Genomic DNA, 20,427 nt, shown 5'->3' with positions numbered 1-20,427 from the left:
CGCGCTGCCTTTTTTCTTGCGTTAGGCCCGCAGGGATCGCCAGAGTGAACCACCCCACCCCCGCCATCGTCGCCCAAAGCGCCGTGCGGCCCCTGCCGCGCTGGGCGTTGCTGTTGCTGTGCCTGGCTTATGCCGTGCCCGGCTTTGTCGGGCGGGCGCCCTGGCGCAGTGACGACCTGGCCTCGTTCGGCTATATGCGCGAGCTGGCCCTGGGCCACACGGACTGGCTGCACCCCCTGCTGGCCGGCTTGCCAGGTGATGGCGACGGGCTGCTGCACTACTGGCTGGGCGCCTGGGCCCTCCAGGCTCTGGGCGGCTGGCTACCCCTGGAACTGGCGGCCAGGGTGCCCTTTGTCGCATTGCTGCTGCTGACCCTGTCTGCCACCTGGTATGGCGTGTACTACCTGGCGCGCGGCCGCGGCGCCCAGCCCGTGGCCTTTGCCTTCGGCGGCGAAGCCCAGCCCGCCGACTACGCCCGAGCCATGGCCGATGGCGCCTTGCTGGCCCTCATCGCCTGCCTGGGGCTGGCCCAGCTGTCGCACGAAACCACCGGCTACCTGACACAGCTGGCGTGCACGGCGCTGTTGTTTTTTGCCGGCGCGGCCCTGCCCTGGCGCATGGCCTGGCCGCTGTTAGCGGGTTTGGCCGGGCTGTTGGGGCTGGTGTTCAGTGGCGCCCCCACCCTGGCCGTGCTGCTGGGCCTGGGCAGCGCCTGGCTGATATGGCGCAGCAGCGACGCCCCGCCGCGCACACGCGCAGCCGCGGTCACGCTGGTGCTGCTGCTGACGCTGGCGGCCACGGTACTGGCCCTGCGGCTGGACCTGTGGCGCTGGCGCATCGTGGGCCTGGACAGCGCCAAGGACTGGCAGAGCCTGCTGCGCCTGCTCGTCTGGTTCAGTTGGCCGGCCTGGCCGCTGGCCCTGTGGACCCTGTGGCGATGGCGCCACCTGATTGCCGACCGGCAATGGCATCGCCACCTGTGGCTGCCGCTGTGGTTTGCGCTGGTGACCCTGGGCGCAACCCTCACCACACGCCCCGCCGATCGCGCCCTGCTGCTCAGCCTGCCGGCCCTGGCGGCGCTTGCGGCCTTTGCCCTGCCTACGCTGCGGCGCAGCATCGCGGCGCTGATCGACTGGTTCACGCTGCTGTTCTTCAGCGTATCGGCCATCACCATCTGGGTGATCTGGCTGTCGGTGCAAACCGGCGTGCCGGCCAAGCCCGCGGCGAATGTGGCCAAGCTGGCACCCGGTTATCTACCCAGCTTTTCCGCCTGGCCGTTTGCCGTGGCGCTGGCGGCCACGCTGGCCTGGTGCCTGCTGGTGGCCTGGCGCACGGCGCGCAACCGTCCCGCCATCTGGAAGAGCCTGGTGCTACCCGCTGGCGGCGCAACGCTGGGCTGGTTGCTGCTGATGACGCTGTGGCTGCCCATGCTGGACTATGGTCGCAGCCTGGAGCCACAAGTGGCCGGCGTGCGCGCCGTCATCACCGAGCGCCAGGGCTGCGTGGCAGCCTATGGCCTGAGCCGCGCCCAGGTGGCGGGGCTGATGCACCACGGCCAACTGCCCATGGTGGACCCGTCACAACTGCCGCAATGCGATTGGATGGTGGCCGACCCGGACGAAAGCCCATCCGTGGTCACCGTGCTGCCGCCGGGGCAGTGGACCGAGGTGGGCACCATCAGCCGGCCCACCGACCGCAACGACCGGATGCTGGTGCTGCGCCGCCAGGGCGCCGAGCACTGAGAGGCTGAGAGTCTTTCCCCCATGCCCGCCTTGCACGCCAAAACACCCCCACTCATCGTTGCAAATGCTCGCCATAGCCCGAGCTATGGCTGTGCTTTGCGCCTCGATCGGGTGCGTTTTAACGCACCTTTCGGGCACGAGGGAAAAACTCTCAGCCTCTGATGTCCGAGCTGTCCACCATCACGCGCCACGCGCTCACCGTGCTGGCCGGGCAGTTGGCCGTGATGGCCTTTGGCGTCACGGACACCATCGTCGCCGGCCGCTATGCGCAAGAGGCACTGGCCGCGCTGTCCATAGGCTCGGCCGTGTTCGTCAGCGTGTACGTGGCGCTGATGGGCATGCTGCAGGCGCTGATGCCCGTCTGGGCCGAGCAGCGCGGCGCCAAGGCGCCGGCCGCCATGGGCGCCAGCGTGCGCCAGTCGCTGTACCTGTGGGCCGTGGCCAGCGTGCTCGGCATGGCGCTGCTGCTCTCGCCCGAACCCATCCTGCGCTGGACCGAGGTGCCCCCCGAGTTGCGCGGCGAGGTGCGCGCCTATCTGGCCATCCTGGCCTTCGGCCTGCCGCCGGCGCTGCTGTTTCGCATCTACAGCACGCTGAACCAGGCACTGGGCCACCCCCAGCTGGTCACCTGGCTGCAGGTGGGCTCGCTGGCACTCAAGCTGCCGCTGTCGATCTGGTTCACCTTTGGCGGCGCGGGCCTGCCGCCCCAGGGCGTGGCGGGCTGCGCCTGGGCCACGCTGGTGGTGAACTACGTCCTGCTGCTGGTCGGCTGGAAGATGCTGCGCAGCCACCCCATGTATGCGCCGCTGCAGCTGTGGCGTGCGCTGGAGCGGCCCGATGGTGCGCAGATCGCACGCTTTCTGCGCCTGGGCCTGCCTGCGGGCCTGTCGATCCTGGTGGAAGTCACCTCGTTCACGCTCATGGCGCTATTCATCGCGCGCCAGGGGGCGCTGGCCTCGGCCGCGCACCAGATCGCCGCCAACCTGGCCGCCGTGCTCTACATGGTGCCGCTGTCTCTGGCCATTGCCACCAGCGCGCGTGTGAGCTACTGGCGCGGCGCCGGCGACGAGCATCGGGCGGGCGCCACGGCATTAAAGGGATTTTGGCTTGCAGCGCTTATGGGGTTTTCGTTAGCAGCTATTATTTTTATAGCTCGACGACCCATGGCCAGTCTGTATTCGACCCATGACGAGGTGCTCGCACTGGCGGCCTCGCTGCTCGCGTGGGTGGCCGCCTACCATGTGGCCGATGCCCTGCAGACGCTGTGCATCTTTGTGCTGCGCAGCTACCGCATCACCCTCGCGCCCCTGCTGGTCTACGGCGTGCTGCTGTGGGGCGTGGGCCTGTATGGCGGCTATAGGCTGGCCTATCAGGGCTGGGCCGGCTGGGGGCCGCTGCACTCCCCGGCCCCGTTCTGGGCCGCAAGCGCGGCAGCCCTGGCGCTGACGGCCCTGCTCTTCACCGCCCTGCTGCTGGGCGTGCTGCGCCTGCATGGCCGGGACAAGCGGGTTTGAAAGGTGTTGCGAGAGATGCCCAGTCATCCGCAAGATCGGCATGAAGGCATTTATCTCGCTATTTTTTTTGCAGCTTTTAACGCTTTATTTAAAAGGGAATAAAGCGTTTTTCATGCATATTTTGCCGGACCCCGGCGCAGGGCGTGCACGGCCGGCGTGTCCCGTGCCGACATCACAACAGCCGCAAAGACGCGCATACTCAAACCCATGCGTTCGAGCCTATCGACTCTTGCGCCGCTGTCGCTGGCATTGTGCTGCGCCGTTAGCTGGGACCTGGCGCAGGCGCAGCCTGGCGAAAGCGGCAACGCGCTGGCCGTCAGCCTGCGCGAGCAGGCCATCGCCTATGAGCATGCCGAAGGCGTGGCGCGCGATACGCAGCGGGCCGCCGACCTGTATTGCCAAAGCGCCAGGCTCGGGGACATGATGGCCCAGTACCACCTGGGATGGATGTACGCCCATGGGCGCGGCGTGGCGCGCGACGACGGGACTGCGGCCTTCTTCTTCCAGGCCGCCGCCGAGCAGGGACTGGAGGTGGCCGCGCGCATGCTGCAGGTCGTCGGCGGCGCTACAGGAGAGGTGCCCGAGTGCATGCGCCCGCCGCCGCCAGCACCGCCGCCGCTGGCGCCGGTCGAGGCGCCCCGGCCCGGCGTGGACTACCAGCTGACGGCACCGCGCAAGATCCTGGATCTGGTGCACAAGATGGCGCCACAGTACCAGGTCGAGCCGCAGCTGGCGCTGGCCATCATTGCCGCCGAATCCAACTTCAACCCCCAGGCGCTGTCGCCCAAGAACGCGCAGGGCCTGATGCAGCTGATTCCCGAGACCAGCGAGCGCTTTCATGTCCGCAATCCCTACGACCCGGCGCAGAACATCCGCGGCGGCCTGGCCTACCTGCGCTGGCTGCTGGCCTACTTCGAGGGCGACCTGGCCCTGGTGGCTGCGGCCTACAACGCCGGCGAGGGCAAGGTCGAGCGCTACCGCGGCGTGCCGCCCTACCTGGAAACACGCGCCTACGTGCAGCGCATCCTGAAGGCCTTCGGCGCTGGCGCACACCCGTTCGACCGCAGCGTGACGCAGCCCTCGCCGGCGCTTGAGCGCATTCGGCTGACGCTGCAGCCCCGATAGCCCCTTGCAGACCAGCAGCCCTGTCGCCCAGGGGTTCTCACTTGCTGTAGATCTGGTCGAAGCTCGCACCATCGGCAAAGTGCTCCCTGCCTGCCCGGCTCCACCCGCCGAAGGCCTGGTCTATGCTCACCAGCGTGAGCCTGGGAAACTGTGCGTCGAACCTGGCCCTGGCCTTCTCGCTCGTGAGACGGTAATAGTGGCGGCCCGCGATCTCCTGGCCCTCGTCGGAGTACAGGTATCTGAGGTATTCCTCGGCCAGCGCGCGGCTGCCCTTTTTATCGACCACCTTGTCCACCACGGCCACCGTGGGTTCGGCCAGGATGGACAGCGACGGCACCACGATCTCGAACCTGTCCTTGCCGAACTCCTTGAGCACGAGAAAGGCCTCGTTCTCCCAGGCCAGCAGCACATCGCCCACGCCGCGCTGCACAAAGGTAATGGTGGAGCCGCGCGCGCCGGTGTCGAGCACGGGCACGTTCCTGTAGAGCCTGGCGACGAAGTCCTTGGCCTGCGCGTCACCGCCGTACTTGCGCTTGGCGAACTCCCACGCGGCCAGGTAGTTCCAGCGTGCGCCACCGCTGGTCTTGGGGTTGGGCGTGATCACCTGCATGCCAGGCATGAGCAGATCGTCCCAGTCCTTCACCCCCTTGGGGTTGCCCTTCTTCACCAGGAACACGATGGTCGAGGTATAGGGCGCCGAGTTGTGCGGCAGGCGCCTTTGCCAGTCGGCCGCCAGCAGGCCGTGCCGGGCCAGTGCATCCACGTCGCCGCCCAGGGCCAGCGTGGCCACATCGGCGTCGATGCCATCGATGATGGAACGCGCCTGCTTGCCCGAGCCGCCATGGGACTGCTTGAACTGCACGTCCTGGCCCGTCTTGGCCTTCCAGTGCCGGGCGAACGCCTGGTTGTACTCGGCATACAGCTCCCGGGTCGGGTCGTAGGAGACATTGAGAAACTGCACCGTCTGCGCGAAGGCTGGCAAAACCGGCAGGGACATGGCCGCACTCAGGGCTGCGGCAAAGGGAAACTTGATAAAGTTGCGCCGATTCTGAATCTTCATAAGGGGCTTTCGTTGCAATGTTCTTCGGCGCAAGCCGCCGATGCAGTGCATTCTGAAAGCCACGCATCAAAACTAAAACAAATAAAATTTTAGTTTGTTATTCCAAAAACATCTTAAATCACCGCAAGGAACCTCTCACATGGCACGCACCGTCCACTGCATCAAGCTCGGCAAGGAAGCTCCAGGCCTCGATTTCCCACCCTACCCGGGCGAACTGGGCAAGCGCATCTTTGACAACGTGAGCAAGCAGGCCTGGGGCGACTGGCTCAAGCACCAGACCATGCTGGTCAACGAAAACCGCCTGAACCTGGCCGACGCCCGCGCGCGCCAATACCTGGCGCGCCAGATGGAAAACCACTTCTTCGGCAGCGGCGCAGACGCCGCGGCAGGCTACGTGCCGCCGAGCGCGTAAGCACGCCGGCCAGTTCACCGAACGCTGCAACCCAAGGCTTATGCCGCGACGCGCGGGATAAGCCTTGTTGCCATTTGCCCCAATGCTGCACGGTGCGCCCGGCAGCCGGGGCCTTATTGCTTTTGCCGGAGTCTCTTCGTGCTTCCATCGGCCTCCCTGCTGGAATCATTCCAGGCCTCGCAGATCAGCGTGATGCTGGTGATCTACCTGCTGGCCATCACCGCCGAGGCCATGTCCGGCGCGTTGGCCGCAGGGCGGCGCAACATGGACATCTTTGGCGTGACGGTGATCGCCTTCGTCACCGCCCTGGGCGGGGGCACGATTCGCGACATGGTGCTGGGCCATTACCCGCTGGGCTGGACACAGCACCCCGAATACGTGTACCTGGTGATCGCGGCCGGCCTGCTGACCACGGTGGTGGCGCGCTTCATGATCCATCTGAAACAGGTGTTTTTGCTGCTGGATGCCCTGGGGCTGATCGCGTTTTCGCTGATCGGCTGCAGCGTGGCGCTGGAACTGGGCTACCCCAAGGTGGTGGTGGTCATGGCCGGCATGATCACCGGCATCAGCGGCGGCATCTTGCGCGACGTGCTGTGCAACCAGGTGCCCGTGGTGTTCCGGCGCGAGCTTTATGCCAGCGTGTCCCTGGCGGTGTGCCTGCTGTTCCTGGCACTGCGCGCCTGGGAGGTCAACCACAACCTGAACACCGCCGTCTGCTTCGTCGGCGGCCTGGCGCTGCGGCTGGCGGCGATACGCTTTCGCTGGAGCCTACCCGTGTTTTCCTACCAGCAGCGCTGGGAATGACAAGCCTGCACCATGCCTGAATCCCAAACCATCTCCTGGCTGCCCGACGGCACCCCCTACAGCACCCGTTTTGACGATCGCTACCACGGCGAGCAGGGTCTGGCCCAGGCGCAGGATGTCTTTCTGCGTGGCTGCGGCCTGCCTGCCGCCTGGGCCGGCGCCCCGCAATGGCGCATCCTGGAGACGGGCTTTGGCTTCGGCCTGAACTTCCTGGCCGCCTGGTCCGCCTGGCGCGCCGACCCGGCCCGCCCGCGGCTGCTGCACTTCGTCTCGCTGGAAGCCTGGCCGGTCTCAAGCGACGATCTGCTGCGTGCCGCAGCGCGCCACCCCGAGCTGCAGGAGCTGGCCCGGGAGCTGCACGCCCAATACTGGGGCCTGCTGCCCGGCGTGCACCGCCTGTGCTTCGACGGCGGGCGCGTGCTGCTGACGCTGTGCGTGGGCCAGGCTCAGGCACTGCTGCGCCAGCAGCTGTGGGAGGTGGATTCCGTCTTTCTGGACGGCTTCAGCCCCGAGCGCAACCCCGACCTCTGGAGTCTTGAAACCCTGAAGGCCATGGCGCGCCACTGCCGCCGCGGCACGCGCCTGGCCACCTGGACGGTGGCGCGCGGCGTGCGCGACGCGCTCACGCAATGCGGCTTCGTGGTCCAGAAGGTGGCAGGCCTGCCGCCCAAGCGCGACAACCTGCAGGCCCGCTTCGACCCGCGCTGGCAGCCGCGCAGCCGCCGCCGCCCCCCCGAATTCACGCAGCCGGCGCGCTGCCTGGTGCTGGGCGCCGGCCTGGCCGGTGCCACGGCCGCGGCCAGCCTGGCGCGCCGCGGCTGGCAGGTGACGGTGCTGGACGCCGGGGCCACGCCCGCCGCCGGCGCCTCGGGCCTGCCGGCGGGGCTGTTCGCGCCGCACCTGTCGCCCGACGACAACCTGTTTGCCCGCGTCTCGCGCGCCGGCGTGCGCGCCATGCTGCAGCAGGCGGGCGCGCTACTGCAGGCGGGCGTGGACTGGAGCCCGGCCGGCGTGCTGGAGCGCCGCCCGCCCGCTCAGCTGGGCCTGCCGGCCGACTGGTCCAGCGGCCCGGGGCTGGACTGGAGCCGCCCGGCCGACGCCGAGAGCCTGGCCGCCGCCGGCCTGCCAGAGAACGCCAGCGCCTGCTGGCACGCGCGCGCCGGCTGGGTGCGGCCGGCGCGCTTCATCGCCCGGCTGCTGGAACAGCCCGGCATCGCCTGGCGCCCGAACAGCGCCGTGGCCCGGCTGGTGCGCAGCAGCACCGGGCTGTGGCAGGCTTTTGGCAGCGCCAGCGCGCCGCTGGCCGAGGCCGAGTTGGTGGTCTTGGCCGCCGGCCCTGCCTGCAACGACCTGCTGGCGCCGCTGCAGGGCCCGCAACTGCCGCTGCAGCCGGTGCGCGGCCAGATGTCCTGGGGCCTGCAGCCGGCGCCGGCAGAGGGCCTGCCGCCCTTTGCCGTGAACGGCGGCGGCGCGCTGATGGCCCATGTGCCCTGCGAAGGCGGCCTGGCCTGGCATATGGGCGCGACCTTCGAGCGCGACGTGCAACGCCTGCCCATGACGACCGAAGAGCAGGCCGCCGCCCATGCCCACAACTGGCAGCGCCTGCAGGCCCTGGTGCCGGGCGCCGCGCCCACGCTGCGGCCAGCCTTCGAGGGCGGCCAGGACCTGCGCGCCTGGGCCGGCGTGCGCTGTACGGCGCACGACCGCATGCCCATCGTCGGCCCGGTGGCGCCCGCCACCCTGCCCGGGCTTTGGGTCAGCACCGCCATGGGGGCGCGCGGCCTCACGCGCGCCATGCTGTGCGCCGAACTGCTGGCCGCACGCCTGATGGGCGAGCCCCTGCCGGTGGAGGCCAAGCTGGCCCAGGCCATGGGCTGCGAACGGCTGTAGCGCGCACAGATAGCCACCTCCCCGCCGAATGCCGCCCAAGCCGCGCCAGCATTGGCGCATATGCTTATTCGCATAAGGGAAGCACAAAACAATAGTTTGATCCCATAAGCCGCGCTTCTACAGTCGCGGCCATGCCCGATTTCGCGTTCATCCTTGCTGGTTTCGCCGTCGGCCTCATCGTGGGGCTGACCGGCGTGGGCGGCGGCTCGCTGATGACGCCCATCCTGATCTTCTTCTTCGGCGTCAAGCCCTACCTGGCCGTGGGCACGGACCTGCTGTTTGCCGCCTTCACCAAATTGGGCGGCACCGTCAGCCTGGCGCGCCAGCGCCTGGTGCCCTGGCGCGTGGTGGGCCTGCTGTGCGCCGGCAGCATTCCCGCCGCCTTGGCCGCGCTGTGGGCGCTGCGCCACCTGGGGCCGGAGAGCGCCGCCGCCCAGCGCCTGATGACCAGCACCCTGGGCGTGGCCCTGCTGCTCACGGCGGTGGCCACCTTCTACAAGGTGCTGGTGTTCTCGCCCGAGCGCGCCCGCGCCGAGGCCGCACGCCGCAGCGCCCAGTTTGCCCACGCCACCGCCCCGCGCCACTGGAGCCTGCCGGTGCTGCTGGGCGCGGTGATTGGCCTGCTGGTCACCTTCACCTCGGTGGGCGCGGGCGCGATTGGCGTATCGGTGCTGCTGCTGGTGTTCCCGCACCTGCCGCTGCCGCGCATCGTCGCCGCCGACATTGCCTATGCCGTGCCGCTGACGCTGGTGGCAGGCCTGGGCCATGCGTCCCTGGGCTCGGTCGATTGGCCGCTCTTGGCGCAGCTGCTGATGGGCTCGCTGCCCGGCATCTGGCTGGGCTCGCGCCTGGTCAGCCGCACGCCCGAGCGCCTGATCCGTTCCATCCTCTCCGTGCTGCTCGCCTGGGCCGGCGCAAAACTCGTTCTCGTCTGACTCCCCACCATGTACCAATACACCGACTTCGACAAGCAATTCGTCAAGCTGCGCGCCCAGCAGTTCCGCGACCAGCTCGAGCGCTGGCAGCGCGGCGAGCTGACCGACGAGCAGCTGCTGCCCCTGCGCCTGCAAAACGGCTGGTACATCCAGCGCTACGCCCCCATGGCGCGCATTTCCGTGCCCTATGGCGAGATCAGCAGCCTGCAGCTGCGTACCCTGGCCCACATTGCGCGCGAGTTTGACCGTCCCGACCCCGAGCTGCTGGCCAGCGCCCAGGCCACGCAGGACGCGCTCGAAGCCTCCCAGCCCGGCCAGACCCTGGCGGCGCCGCCGCTCAAGTACGGCTATGGTCACTTCACCACGCGCACCAATGTGCAGTTCAACTGGATTCCCATCACCCGCGCGGCCGACGTGATGGATTTGCTCGCCAGCGTGCACATGCACGGCATCCAGACCAGCGGCAACGACATCCGCAACATCACCTGCGATGCGCTCGAAGGCATTGCCGAGGACAGCATCGTCGATTGCCGCCCCTTTGCCGAGATCACGCGCCAGTGGAGCTCGCTGCACCCCGAGTTCTCCTACCTGCCGCGCAAGTTCAAGATCGCCTTCAACGGCGCCAAGGAAGACCGCGCCGCCACCGGCTGGTACGACATCGGCCTGCAAGGCCTGAAGAACGACGAGGGCGAAGTCGGCTTTACCGTGAAGGTGGGCGGCGGCATGGGGCGCACGCCCATCATCGGCAGCGTGGTGCGCGAGTTCCTGCCCTGGGCCGAACTGCTCAACTACATCGAGGCCATCGTGCGCGTGTACAACGGCTACGGCCGGCGCGACAACAAGTGGAAGGCGCGCATCAAGATCCTGGTGAAGAGCGAGGGCCAGGCCTTCATTGACGCGGTGGAAAAGGAATACCTGGCCATCGTGGAGCAGGACGGCGCACCGCACCGCATCACCCAGGCCGAGTTCGACCGCGTCTCCAGCCACTTCGTGGTGCCGCAACTGAAACCGGCGAACCTGCAAGCCAAGGTCGATCCCCAGGGCCAGCTCTACCAGCGCTGGCTCAAGCAGAACGTGCGCGGCCACAAGCTGGCCAACCTGAAGACCGTGACCCTGTCATTCAAGCGCCCGGGCTTTGCCCCCGGCGATGCCGACGCGGACACCCTGGAGGCCCTGGCGCAGCTGGCCGAACAGTTCTCCGCCTTTGAAGCGCGCCTGACGCACGAGCAAAACCTGCTCCTGCCCTGGGTGTTCGAGAGCGACCTGCCGGCGCTGTACGAGGCGGCGCGCAAGCTCGGCCTGGCGCAGCCCAATATCGGCCTCTTGACCGACATGATCGCCTGCCCCGGCGGCGACTTCTGCTCGCTGGCCAATGCGCGCTCGCTGCACATCGCCCACGCGGTCACCGAACGCTACCAGGACCTGGACGAGCTGTTCGACATCGGCCCCATCGACCTGCACATGAGCGGCTGCATCAACAGCTGCGGCCACCACCACAGCGGCCATATCGGCATCCTGGGCGTGGACAAGGACGGCAAGGAGTGGTACCAGATCACCCTGGGCGGCGCCGACGGCAGCCGGCTCTCGGGCCCGGCCATTGGCGGCAAGGTAGTGGGCCCGGCCTTCACCGCCGCCGAGGTGCCGGACGTGCTCGAAGCCTTGCTGGACACCTTCCGCGCCCTGCGCCAGCCGGGCGAATTCTTCATCGACGCCCTGCGCCGCCTCGGCCACGAGCCCTTCAAGGCGGCGGCCAACAGCGCCCGCCACGCCAAGGAAGAAGCCACCGCCGAATGACTCACGCTCCCTCCCCCGCTGGGGGAGGGGTGGGGTGGGGGCCAGCACCGCCAGCCCCCATCCCCGCCTTCCCCCAGAGGGGGAAGGAGCAAAAACCGAAGAAACTGAAACTATGAAAATAATAGCTGCCAACGCAATACCAGCAAGCGTAAATGTCGAAAAGACCTTGAAAATCGCCAACGACGCCGACCTGGCCGAACTGGCCGCCAGCGGTGCGCTGGAGGGCGTGGCGCGCCTGGAGCTGGAGTTTCCTAAGTTCACCGACGGCCGCGCCTACAGCCAGGCCCTGCTGCTGCGCCGGCGCTACAAATTCACCGGCGACATCCGCGCCACGGGCGACGTGCTCATCGACCAGCTGGTGCACATGCAGCGCAGCGGCTTCACGAGCGCCGTGCTGGCCGAGGGCGTGGACCCTGCCGCGGCCGAGCGCCAGTTCGAGCGCTTTGCCGCCTTCTACCAGGGCGACGTGCTCGAACCCCGCCCGCTGTTCGCCCGGGAGGCCGCATGAGCAGCACGCACAGCCTTGACCTGGCGCGCATCAACGCTGAGCTGGGCCACGACGCGCCCGCCCTGGTGCAGTGGGCGCTGGGCCTGGGCAAGAAGGCCATCGTCACCACGAACTTTCGGCCCTTCGAGACCGTGATCCTGCACCTGGTGACACGCGTGCAGCCCGATGTGCCGGTGGTGTGGATGGACAACGGCTACAACACCGAGGCCACCTACCGCTACGCCGACGCGGTGACGAAACAGCTGGGCCTGAATCTGCGCATCTACCTGCCGCTGCGCTCGCGTGCCCATCGCGAAGCCGTCGATGGCCCCACGCCAGCGCTGGATGACCCGCGCCACGCCGCCTTCACGCAGGAGGTGAAGCTCGAACCCTTCGCCCGCGCCCTGCGCGAAACCGCGCCCCAGGTCTGGTTCACCGCCCTGCGTGCCAGCGACAGCGCCTTGCGCGCGCAAATGGCGCCGGTGAGCATCAACCCCGACGGCCTGATCAAGGTGGCGCCCCTGCTGCACTGGTCGTCCAAGGACCTGCACGAATACTGCGTGGCCCACGGCCTGCCCAACAACTTCGACTACGTGGACCCGACCAAGGGCGAAGAGCAGCGCGAATGCGGCCTGCACCTGGCCCATTGAAATGAACGCCTGAATTCACCATGAACGCCCGTACCGATACCGCCGTGCTGCAATCCGCCACCCACCACCTGAGCAACCGCCACCTGGACGCGCTGGAAGAAGAGACCATCTTCATCCTGCGCGAAGTGGCCGCCGCCTTCGAGCGCCCGGCGCTGCTGTTCTCGGGCGGCAAGGATTCGCTGGTCATGCTCAAGTGCGCCGAGAAGGCGTTTGGCGCAGGCCGCATCCCCTACCCGCTGCTGATGATCGACACCGGCCACAACTTCCCCGAGGTGACCGACTTCCGCGACTTGCGCGCCCAGGAGCTGGGCGCCGAACTCATCGTGCGCAGCGTGGAAGACTCCATGGCGCGCGGCACGGTGCGTCTGGCGCACCCCGGCGAGAGCCGCAACGTACACCAGTCGGTGACGCTGCTGGAGGCTATCGAGGAATTGCGCTTCGACGCGCTGATCGGCGGCGCGCGCCGCGACGAGGAAAAGGCGCGCGCCAAGGAGCGCATCTTCAGCCACCGTGACAGCTTTGGCCAATGGAGTCCGAAGGCCCAGCGCCCCGAGCTGTGGACGCTGTTCAACACCCGCATCGCCCCGGGCGAGCATTTCCGCGTGTTCCCGATCAGCAACTGGACGGAACTCGACGTGTGGCAGTACATCGATCGCGAAGCTATCGCCCTGCCCCAGCTCTACTACGCGCACCCGCGCCAGGTGGTCGAGCGCCGCGGGCTCCTGGTGCCGGTCACGCCGCTGACCCCGCCCAGGGAGGGCGAGCAGGTCGAGACGCGCACGGTGCGCTTTCGTACCGTGGGCGACATCACCTGCACCTGCCCCGTCGAGAGCCCCGCCGCCAGCGCCTTTGAGATCGTCATCGAGACCCTGGCGGCCGAGGTCAGCGAGCGCGGCGCCACGCGCATGGACGACAAGACCAGTGACGCCTCGATGGAAAAGCGCAAGAAAGACGGGTATTTCTGATGAACACGAACACTATTAATTCAATAGCTTACGGCGCACAATCAGCAAGCGCAAACGGTGAAAATGATCATATATCCGTCCTGCGCTTCATCACTTGCGGCAGCGTGGACGACGGCAAGAGCACGCTGATCGGCCGCCTGCTGGTCGACAGCCGCGCCGTGCTGCAGGACCACCTGGCGGGCGTGACGCGCTCGGGCGAGGTCGATCTGGCGCAGCTCACCGACGGCCTCACGTCCGAGCGCGAGCAGGGCATCACCATCGACGTGGCCTATCGCTACTTCGCCACCGAAACGCGCAAATTCATCATCGGCGACGCCCCCGGCCACGAGCAGTACACGCGCAACATGGTCACCGCCGCCTCGCAGGCCGACGCCGCCGTGGTGCTGGTCGATGCCACCAAGCTCGACTGGCAGAACCCGCAGCTGCAGCTGCTGGCGCAGACGCGCCGCCACAGCCTGCTGGTGCACCTGCTGCGCGTGCATTCGCTGGTGTTTGCCGTGAACAAGCTGGACGCGGTGGCCGACCCGGCTCTGGCGTTCAAGCACATCGGCGCCGCGCTGCTGCAGTTTGCCAAGGAGGCGGGCATAGAGGCCGCCGCCGCCGTGCCCATCTCTGCGCTGAAGGGCTGGAACGTGGTCACACCCCAGCCCGGCTGGTGCGGCTACGAAGGCCAGAGCCTGCTGCAAATCCTGGAGCTGCTGCCCAACCAGCCGTTTGACACCGCCCTGCCGCTGGCCTTCCCGGTGCAGTGGGTGGAGAAGTTTTCTTCGTCGTCCGACACCCGCCAGGGCCGGCGCGTGTTCTGGGGCCGCGTGGCCGCAGGCCAGCTGGCAGCCGGCGCTGCCGTGCAAGTCTTCCCCAGCGGCCAGAAGGCCACGGTGGCCCAGGTGCTCGATCACGCGCGCCGGCCGGACAATGTGGCAGCGGGCCTATCGGCCGGCATCGTGCTGGACCGCGAGGTGGACGTCTCGCGCGGCGACTGGATCCTGGCCGCGCCGCTGGCCGCCGCTGGCGTCGAGGACGACTTCGACACCCCCACCGAGCACAGCCCCTGGCCCGGCCAGCGCGAGATCAACGCCACCATCGCCTGGATGGACGACGAGCCCCTGGTCGTGGGCCGCGCTTACTGGGCGCTGCACGGCCACCGCTGGGTCAAGGCCAAGGTGCGGCGCGTGGTGCACAGCCTGAACATCCACAGCCTGGCCGAGGAAGAAGCCCATCAACTCGAACCCAACGCCATCGGCCATGTGCAGCTGCTGCTGCAGGAGAGCGTGCCGGCGGCACCGTTTGCAAAGGCGCGCGTGCTGGGCTCCATGATCCTGGTCGACACCGCCAGCCACAAGACCGCGGGCGCCGTGCTGGTGCGGGAATAGCCACACCGCATTGACCAACCTCAAGGTTTCCGTGCCACAGACATGGTTGCCCCACCCTTGTGGCGGCCATGGCCCTAAAATCGCGGGTTACACCCAATAGCTATACATACAAATTCAAATGACCCACGTTGTTGTCGAAAACTGCATCAAGTGCAAATACACAGATTGCGTGGATGTTTGCCCCGTGGACTGCTTCCGCGAAGGCCCGAACATGCTCGTCATCGACCCCGACGAGTGCATCGACTGCGCCGTGTGCGTGCCCGAATGCCCGGCCAACGCCATCTTTGCCGAGGAAGACCTGCCCCGCGACCAGCTGGCCTTCATCAAGCTGAACGCCGAGCTGACACCCAAGTTCAAGAGCATCACCAAGCGCAAGGCCGCCCTGCCCGATGCCGACGAGTGGAACGGCACGCCGGGCAAGCTGAAAGACCTGGAGCGCTGAGAGCTTCGGCCCTCGATGCAGGCTCCCGCCACCGACACTCCTGCGCCGGTACAGGCCGATGCCGTGGTGATCGGCGCAGGCCCGGCGGGCCTGTTCCAGGTCTTCCAGCTCGGCCTGCAGGGCCTGCGCGCACGGGTGTTCGACGCCCTGCCCTTCGCGGGCGGCCAATGCGCCGAGCTGTACGGCGACAAGCCCATCTACGACATTCCGGCCATCGGCGCCTGCACGGGCCACGAGCTGGTGCAGCGCCTGTGCGCCCAGATCACCCCCTTTGCCCCCGCCTGGCACCTGGGCCAGCGCGTCGACCGGGTGCAGCCCCTGGCGCAGGGCGGCTTTCTGGTGGCTACGGCCCAGGGCACGCAGGTGCATGCGCGCTGCGTGTTCATTGCCAGCGGCGTGGGTGCCTTCGAGCCGCGCGCGCTCAAGCTGCCGGGGCTGGAGGCCTTTGCCGGCACCCAGCTGCAGCACCGGCTCGATCCCGATGCCAACCTCGCGGGCCAGCGCGTGGTAATCCATGGCGGCGGCGAATCCGCCGTGCAGCAGGCCGTTGACTGCGCCACTGCCCCCGTGGCCCTGCGCGCCGCCCGCATCACGCTGCAGCACCGGCGCGACATATTCGACGCCCCCCCGGCCCTGCTCGACCAGCTGCAGGCGCTGCGCGCGGCCGGGCACATCGAAGTAGCCATCGGCGTCGCCAGCGCCATCGTGCAGGAGCCTGGCCGCCTCACGGCGCTGGAGATCATCAACCCCGAGGGCCAGCCGCGCCAACTTCCGCTGGACCGGCTCATCGTGCGCCTGGGCCTGGTACCGCGCCTGGGGCCCATTGCCGACTGGGGCCTGCCACTCGAACGCAAGCAGCTGCTGGTCGACCCCGCCACCATGGCCACCAGCGTCCCCGGCATCTACGCCGTGGGCGACGCCATCACCTACCCCGGCAAGCGCAAGCTCATCGTGAGCGGCTTTCACGAGGCGACACTCGCGGCCTTCGGCGCCGCCGAATGGCTGGCGGGTTACAAGCTGCCGCTGGAGTACACGACCAGCAGCGAGAGGTTGCAGGGGTTTTTGGGCGTGCGGTGATCGGCACACTGGCTGCGGGGTCGCGATCCGTCGCGAGAGTTGATCGACGGGCGCGGTTTATGGTGGGTTACGACCCACACTAGCCCTACGCAAAGCCTCTGCCAATGCCTACGATGCAGCGATTGCGGGCACTAGACCGCTAAATTTGACCGACAGCAAGCAGCCTGGAAGTCGACTGCGCAGCGCAGTTCCCTCTTATAGAACAGCGAGAATTAGGCATGCAGACTACACCCCGATTCGAGTCGACAGCGCTGATGACAGACGATCCGGTCCTGGCTGCCCGCGTGTCGAGCCTGTTTACGCGGTCCGGTCGTTACCTAGCCCTCATCGATGGCCCTCGGATGAACCGTCCGGACAACACGAACGAAGTTGCGCGCAGGCTTGATGCTGTGTGGCGGACAGGATGTGAGAGGCTGTTCTTGGCCAATGTAGAACCGGAGGGAGCGACAGCCATAAATCACAGGTGGGATAGCGCTATGGAACTCGCTGGCTACGACGAGATCCGTAGTCAGTTGAAGGGGTATGTCAGCCCCCCTCGTGCGCAACTCCTGTGGGGAGCCGAAAACCTTGGCAATGGCGTCTACCAAGCCCGTCTACAGCGCAAGGAACTCGTCATCACTCCGGGCTGCAACAGCCCCAACGCGCTGGTAGAGGCTGGCACGCACCTGCTGGTAGCCTGCGAGGCCGGCGACCCTCTCGTAGAGGTTACGGCGAGCAACCTTGCCTTCGCCTATGGCGCGTCTTATTTCGTGTTCGAGCAGATGCCGCAGCAGGAGCATCGAGCGTGGGTCGAGAAGCTATACGCACTGGGAGCGGGTGGAGATGTGACTGCGCAGCTCGCAGATGTCGCCGCCAGAGCTCGGGCGTGGTTCGACGGACACGACCTCGGCCGCTTCAAAGCCATCCTCTTTGTAACAGGCGGATTTCCCTGGGGAATAGCCTTCCCCGAGGTGCCGACCACGCACATGTACCAGTACCCGGACTTCGGCCGTAGTGTGGTCGCCGGGTTGTGGGCATCGCAATCGCCTGCCCGGGGTGCACGCAATGCACTCCTGATTGAGCCAGCGCTCGTGCAAAGCGGCGAGATTGATGCAATCGTGAAGGCGTTGAACAAGAACCGCACTCTGACCAGATTGCTGCCACACCGGGCCGCCACGATTTCGCGTGTGCAACACATGATGGACTTCCTACCGCAGGATGTGATTGTCATCTCCAGTCACGCTGGTGATGCGCGGGGCTCGCGTGTGACATACCAATACGAAGATGACGACGGCCGCCAGAGGACTCTTGTCGTGGATCAGACGCATTCGATTGGCTATGACCGCGCGGAGGACAAACTTCCGGTGACGGAGTTCACCAGGTTTGTCTCGCTCGATGGCGTGAGCTGGGACGACGATGTAGCCAAATTGGCTCTACCCGTGGGCACCGCCATCACCGCGTGGTCCAAGTTGGACATGCTTGATCGCGCCAAGCACGTGATAGCTGAAGAGGACATCAGCCGGGTCGCAAGCTCTATGGCGATGTTGCTCCACGATGGACCATGGCTTTTCATCTCCCACAGCTTCCATCCAGCCGCCGCCCCGTTGGTGCTGAGTAATTGCTGCTGGTCCTGGCACGAAATCGGCCTTCGCATGATGTTCGCCGGCGCGCGAGGTTACGTTGGTGCCCTGTTTCCCGTCACCGACGTCGAAGCCCAAGAGGTGGGCAGAGCGCTCTTCTCTGGAAAGCCCGGTGAGCCGACGTTCAAGTCACTCTGGCGGGCGCAGCGGCAGGTGTACGGCAACTCCCCGAGGCGTCCATACGCGGTGCTTGGGCTCCCAAGCGTGTACATCCCTTTGAATCCGGTGAACTCACCGGCGTACCTGCACGAGGCTTACCGGAAAGGGATTGACCACTGGTCAACAGCGGCAGAACGCTATGCAGAAGAGGAATTGAAGGAAAACGCTCAGCGAATCTCTAATTTCCTGGCAGAAGATTTCGATCTGTTCAAGCGCGCCATTTCGGGCCTGCACGCTGCGGGTCGGCGCTAAAGTTTTCGCACGAGGAGGAAGCACACAGTGGCAGGTCGAAAGCAGCATTTCATCCCACAGGCCCTGCAAAGGGGCTTTGGGGTAGCCAAGGGAAAGAAGCGGCAGGTGTACGTCTTCAAGAAAGGACAGGAGCCCTACTATTCCTCGACAGAGGGCGTCGCCGCGCAGCGGGACTTCTACTCGGGGCCGTCCGATGAGCAGTCACTCGACGACAAAATCACGATCTATGAGGGCACGGTCTTGGCACCGGCCATCGCGGCGCTGCGTGAGGCCCCGGCCGGGCCCATTGACTCGCACGTGGCCGCGGCAGTGGTGGTCCACCTGTCAATCCGTTCTGCGTTCGTCAGGGGTAGCTTCTCGGCTGCTGCAACTGAAATGCTGGACCATTTTGCAGACGCCATGCGCAGTGATCAGACCGCGCGCGCCTTGCTCGAGGTTGACACGCTCAAGTCAGAGTCGATGCTGGTCAAGTTGATTGAAGAAGACATTCTTCTGCAGTTTGATGCTATCCCGGAGAGCGGCCGCAACGCACTGGCAAAACTGGTGCACTTCCGAGCTCGAGAGAAGTTTCCCCAAATGTTCCCAGACCTTGCCGCGATGGTCCTGCAGCAGTTCGGAATGCTGCTCGAGAAAATTCCCGAGATGATTGTCAGCGGACACAGCAAAGCACTGGAAAGAGACCTGGCGCCCGCGCTTCGCGTGGAACGCCTGAAGGCTATGAACTGGCAAATCATTGCGGCCGAACCGTCGACCCACTTCGTGCTTCCGGACTGTCTCGCAGTGGGGTCCAAGTCATCGAACTTCCAGGAGATGGAGCCGTACTCACTCCTGAGCGACGATGAGCTCGCCGGAGTTGTGATGCCCGTTTGCTCCGACAAAGTGTTGGTGGGCTGCTTCGGCAATCCAGAACTCGATCCAGCGTCGCTGAATCGCTCTTTCGCACAGTGCTCATTAGATTTTTTCATCAGTTCGCAGGCTGACGCGCAAACAGCCGAAGCCGCGCAGTTCATTGGGAGCACGGTTTCCAAGTATGTTGACAGTTTGGTCGAGGAGCAGACGTTCGCCGCACCCGAAAAAAGCGGCAGCGATGGCGAATCACCAGAGACTGAGGGCCGGGCGCAGGAGCCGGTCCAGGTTCCCATCAAGTTCGAGCCCTCAAGTCGCAAGAGTAGCAAGGCGCAAGCCGCTGTTCGCAATCTGATGAACGCACCCGAGTTGCAGGTGGGCTTGCGCACAGTTGAGGCCATCGTGGTTTCTGACAACATAGTGCGTTCATTGCGTCAGCGCGGGGTGGCATTGAACGACTACGCCGCTCAAGTTGTGAAGCTGGGGACTTGCCACACGACCGAGACTCCACATGGGGTGTCTAGCCAACTCTTTGTTACCACGGAGGCCGTCAATCTGGTTACCAAAGACCATCCGCTGGCGCGCGCTGCAGCAGCACTGATTCGTCATCAAGCAGGTCGGGCGACGTACTACGCCACCGTGGCATCCAGAATTCCAAAGGAGACATTGCAACGTCAAAGGCCGCTACTAGAGGCAATCGGGCTGCGCATCGCGCACTTCTTCTGTTCTCACTACTTCGGTGGCCGGCTCTCAGGAATCGGACTGGTCTCAGAGGAGGAGTTCGCTGCCACCGACGGCCTTTACTGCCAGACTTTGGCAGGTTGCGTGCAGGGGATTGCCAGTGCGCGCCTCCACTTTATTGAACACCGGGATGTAGACGCAGCACTAGGTCTAGCGCTTGGGCACGTTGAACAGTTGCTCTGCGCCACAGCGAATGCCTGCGCTACCACTGGTGGCAAGATCGACCAGTGGAAGGCGAGCAAGAGCATCGAGGCATTGCAGGCAGTCAGCTTAGGCGAGTGGTTCGAGCTGCTTGCCCTTGACTTGGAGCGTTTCTTCGATTCCCGTGAGAGCCTCGTAGGAGACAGCGATCTGATTCTCCTTGGCAGCCACATTGAGCGGGTGCTCTGGTCTTTCGGTATTGCCCTGTCAACGCCGGCCCCGGAGCAGATCTGGATGGACGTACTTGCGGACGAAAAACTCGAGAACACGCGTCTGATGCTACGGGTCTGATGCGACGAAGACGGTGCGTGTGTTTGAATGCCCTTCTCTGGCGAGAGC

The 20,427-nt window shown here is 66.2% G+C and carries 17 protein-coding genes; 16 read left to right on the top strand and 1 reads right to left on the bottom strand.

From position 1 onward, the window contains the following. The first annotated feature begins 44 nt into the window (after positions 1-44). The 3 genes from P7644_RS09345 (at position 45) to P7644_RS09335 (ending at position 4,381) form a co-directional block, all read left to right on the top strand. Positions 45-1,742 carry a hypothetical protein gene (locus P7644_RS09345; RefSeq protein WP_404302992.1) on the top strand — a complete coding sequence of 566 codons (1,698 nt, stop codon included), beginning with the start codon at positions 45-47 and terminating at the stop codon, positions 1,740-1,742. Between the two features lie 161 nt (positions 1,743-1,903). Continuing rightward, positions 1,904-3,256, top strand: a complete 1,353-nt coding sequence (locus P7644_RS09340) for an MATE family efflux transporter (RefSeq protein ID WP_404302991.1) — start codon at positions 1,904-1,906, stop codon at positions 3,254-3,256. A gap of 207 nt (positions 3,257-3,463) precedes the next feature. Continuing rightward, complete coding sequence (locus P7644_RS09335; protein ID WP_404302990.1) at positions 3,464-4,381, top strand: transglycosylase SLT domain-containing protein; 918 nt, start codon at positions 3,464-3,466, stop codon at positions 4,379-4,381. Positions 4,382-4,418: 37 nt separating this feature from the next. On the opposite strand, the gene P7644_RS09330 is transcribed toward P7644_RS09335, so the two are convergent. After that, positions 4,419-5,435 (bottom strand): sulfate ABC transporter substrate-binding protein, encoded by a 1,017-nt coding sequence (locus tag P7644_RS09330; protein ID WP_404303168.1) that lies wholly within the window; start codon positions 5,433-5,435, stop codon positions 4,419-4,421. A gap of 145 nt (positions 5,436-5,580) precedes the next feature. On the opposite strand from P7644_RS09330, the gene P7644_RS09325 reads away from it, so the two are divergent. From P7644_RS09325 to P7644_RS09265, 13 genes are all read left to right on the top strand, one after another. Further along, positions 5,581-5,853, top strand: coding sequence for an oxidative damage protection protein (locus tag P7644_RS09325; RefSeq protein WP_404302989.1), 273 nt, complete (start codon positions 5,581-5,583; stop codon positions 5,851-5,853). A gap of 138 nt (positions 5,854-5,991) precedes the next feature. Beyond that, complete coding sequence (locus P7644_RS09320) at positions 5,992-6,657, top strand: trimeric intracellular cation channel family protein (RefSeq protein ID WP_404302988.1); 666 nt, start codon at positions 5,992-5,994, stop codon at positions 6,655-6,657. Positions 6,658-6,669: 12 nt separating this feature from the next. After that, positions 6,670-8,547 (top strand): FAD-dependent 5-carboxymethylaminomethyl-2-thiouridine(34) oxidoreductase MnmC, encoded by a 1,878-nt coding sequence (gene mnmC, locus P7644_RS09315; protein ID WP_404302987.1) that lies wholly within the window; start codon positions 6,670-6,672, stop codon positions 8,545-8,547. Positions 8,548-8,678: 131 nt separating this feature from the next. Next, positions 8,679-9,482, top strand: a complete 804-nt coding sequence (locus P7644_RS09310; RefSeq protein WP_404302985.1) for a sulfite exporter TauE/SafE family protein — start codon at positions 8,679-8,681, stop codon at positions 9,480-9,482. Between the two features lie 9 nt (positions 9,483-9,491). Next, positions 9,492-11,276 (top strand): nitrite/sulfite reductase, encoded by a 1,785-nt coding sequence (locus P7644_RS09305; RefSeq protein ID WP_404302984.1) that lies wholly within the window; start codon positions 9,492-9,494, stop codon positions 11,274-11,276. Positions 11,277-11,388: 112 nt separating this feature from the next. Further along, positions 11,389-11,784: a DUF934 domain-containing protein gene (locus P7644_RS09300; protein WP_404302982.1), complete on the top strand. Its 396-nt coding sequence runs from the start codon at positions 11,389-11,391 to the stop codon at positions 11,782-11,784. Further along, the gene (locus P7644_RS09295; RefSeq protein ID WP_404302980.1) at positions 11,781-12,413 is read left to right on the top strand and encodes a phosphoadenosine phosphosulfate reductase family protein; all 633 of its coding nucleotides are present in this window, start codon (positions 11,781-11,783) and stop codon (positions 12,411-12,413) included. Before P7644_RS09300 ends, P7644_RS09295 begins: the two co-directional genes overlap by 4 nt. Before the next feature lie 20 nt (positions 12,414-12,433). Next, positions 12,434-13,378 carry a sulfate adenylyltransferase subunit CysD gene (gene cysD / locus P7644_RS09290; protein WP_404302979.1) on the top strand — a complete coding sequence of 315 codons (945 nt, stop codon included), beginning with the start codon at positions 12,434-12,436 and terminating at the stop codon, positions 13,376-13,378. Then, positions 13,378-14,751, top strand: a complete 1,374-nt coding sequence (locus P7644_RS09285) for a sulfate adenylyltransferase subunit 1 (protein WP_404302977.1) — start codon at positions 13,378-13,380, stop codon at positions 14,749-14,751. Before cysD ends, P7644_RS09285 begins: the two co-directional genes overlap by 1 nt. A 118-nt stretch (positions 14,752-14,869) precedes the next feature. Further along, entirely contained in the window at positions 14,870-15,193 is a 324-nt protein-coding gene (gene fdxA / locus P7644_RS09280; protein WP_404302976.1) for a ferredoxin FdxA, read from the top strand. 15 nt (positions 15,194-15,208) lie between these two features. Next, positions 15,209-16,270, top strand: coding sequence for an NAD(P)/FAD-dependent oxidoreductase (locus P7644_RS09275; RefSeq protein ID WP_404302974.1), 1,062 nt, complete (start codon positions 15,209-15,211; stop codon positions 16,268-16,270). 476 nt (positions 16,271-16,746) lie between these two features. Beyond that, positions 16,747-18,300, top strand: a complete 1,554-nt coding sequence (locus P7644_RS09270) for a hypothetical protein (protein ID WP_404302972.1) — start codon at positions 16,747-16,749, stop codon at positions 18,298-18,300. Positions 18,301-18,327: 27 nt separating this feature from the next. Beyond that, entirely contained in the window at positions 18,328-20,379 is a 2,052-nt protein-coding gene (locus P7644_RS09265) for a DUF4238 domain-containing protein (protein ID WP_404302971.1), read from the top strand. Positions 20,380-20,427: the final 48 nt, after the last annotated feature.

This window comes from Alicycliphilus denitrificans, from assembly GCF_044792555.1.
GTDB lineage: Bacteria > Pseudomonadota > Gammaproteobacteria > Burkholderiales > Burkholderiaceae_C > Alicycliphilus > Alicycliphilus denitrificans_A.
Note: the sequence above shows the minus strand (reverse complement) of the source record. Positions and strands in the feature narration are given on the sequence as shown.

Coding starts and splice junctions, on each gene's coding strand:
- P7644_RS09295 (WP_404302980.1), top strand. CDS start 11,781: ATGAGCAGCACGCACAGCCTTGACCTGGCGCGCATCAACGCTGAGCTG.
- P7644_RS09305 (WP_404302984.1), top strand. CDS start 9,492: ATGTACCAATACACCGACTTCGACAAGCAATTCGTCAAGCTGCGCGCC.
- fdxA (WP_404302976.1), top strand. CDS start 14,870: ATGACCCACGTTGTTGTCGAAAACTGCATCAAGTGCAAATACACAGAT.
- cysD (WP_404302979.1), top strand. CDS start 12,434: ATGAACGCCCGTACCGATACCGCCGTGCTGCAATCCGCCACCCACCAC.
- P7644_RS09285 (WP_404302977.1), top strand. CDS start 13,378: ATGAACACGAACACTATTAATTCAATAGCTTACGGCGCACAATCAGCA.
- P7644_RS09325 (WP_404302989.1), top strand. CDS start 5,581: ATGGCACGCACCGTCCACTGCATCAAGCTCGGCAAGGAAGCTCCAGGC.
- P7644_RS09340 (WP_404302991.1), top strand. CDS start 1,904: ATGTCCGAGCTGTCCACCATCACGCGCCACGCGCTCACCGTGCTGGCC.
- P7644_RS09310 (WP_404302985.1), top strand. CDS start 8,679: ATGCCCGATTTCGCGTTCATCCTTGCTGGTTTCGCCGTCGGCCTCATC.
- P7644_RS09300 (WP_404302982.1), top strand. CDS start 11,389: ATGAAAATAATAGCTGCCAACGCAATACCAGCAAGCGTAAATGTCGAA.
- P7644_RS09275 (WP_404302974.1), top strand. CDS start 15,209: ATGCAGGCTCCCGCCACCGACACTCCTGCGCCGGTACAGGCCGATGCC.
- mnmC (WP_404302987.1), top strand. CDS start 6,670: ATGCCTGAATCCCAAACCATCTCCTGGCTGCCCGACGGCACCCCCTAC.
- P7644_RS09335 (WP_404302990.1), top strand. CDS start 3,464: ATGCGTTCGAGCCTATCGACTCTTGCGCCGCTGTCGCTGGCATTGTGC.
- P7644_RS09270 (WP_404302972.1), top strand. CDS start 16,747: ATGGAACTCGCTGGCTACGACGAGATCCGTAGTCAGTTGAAGGGGTAT.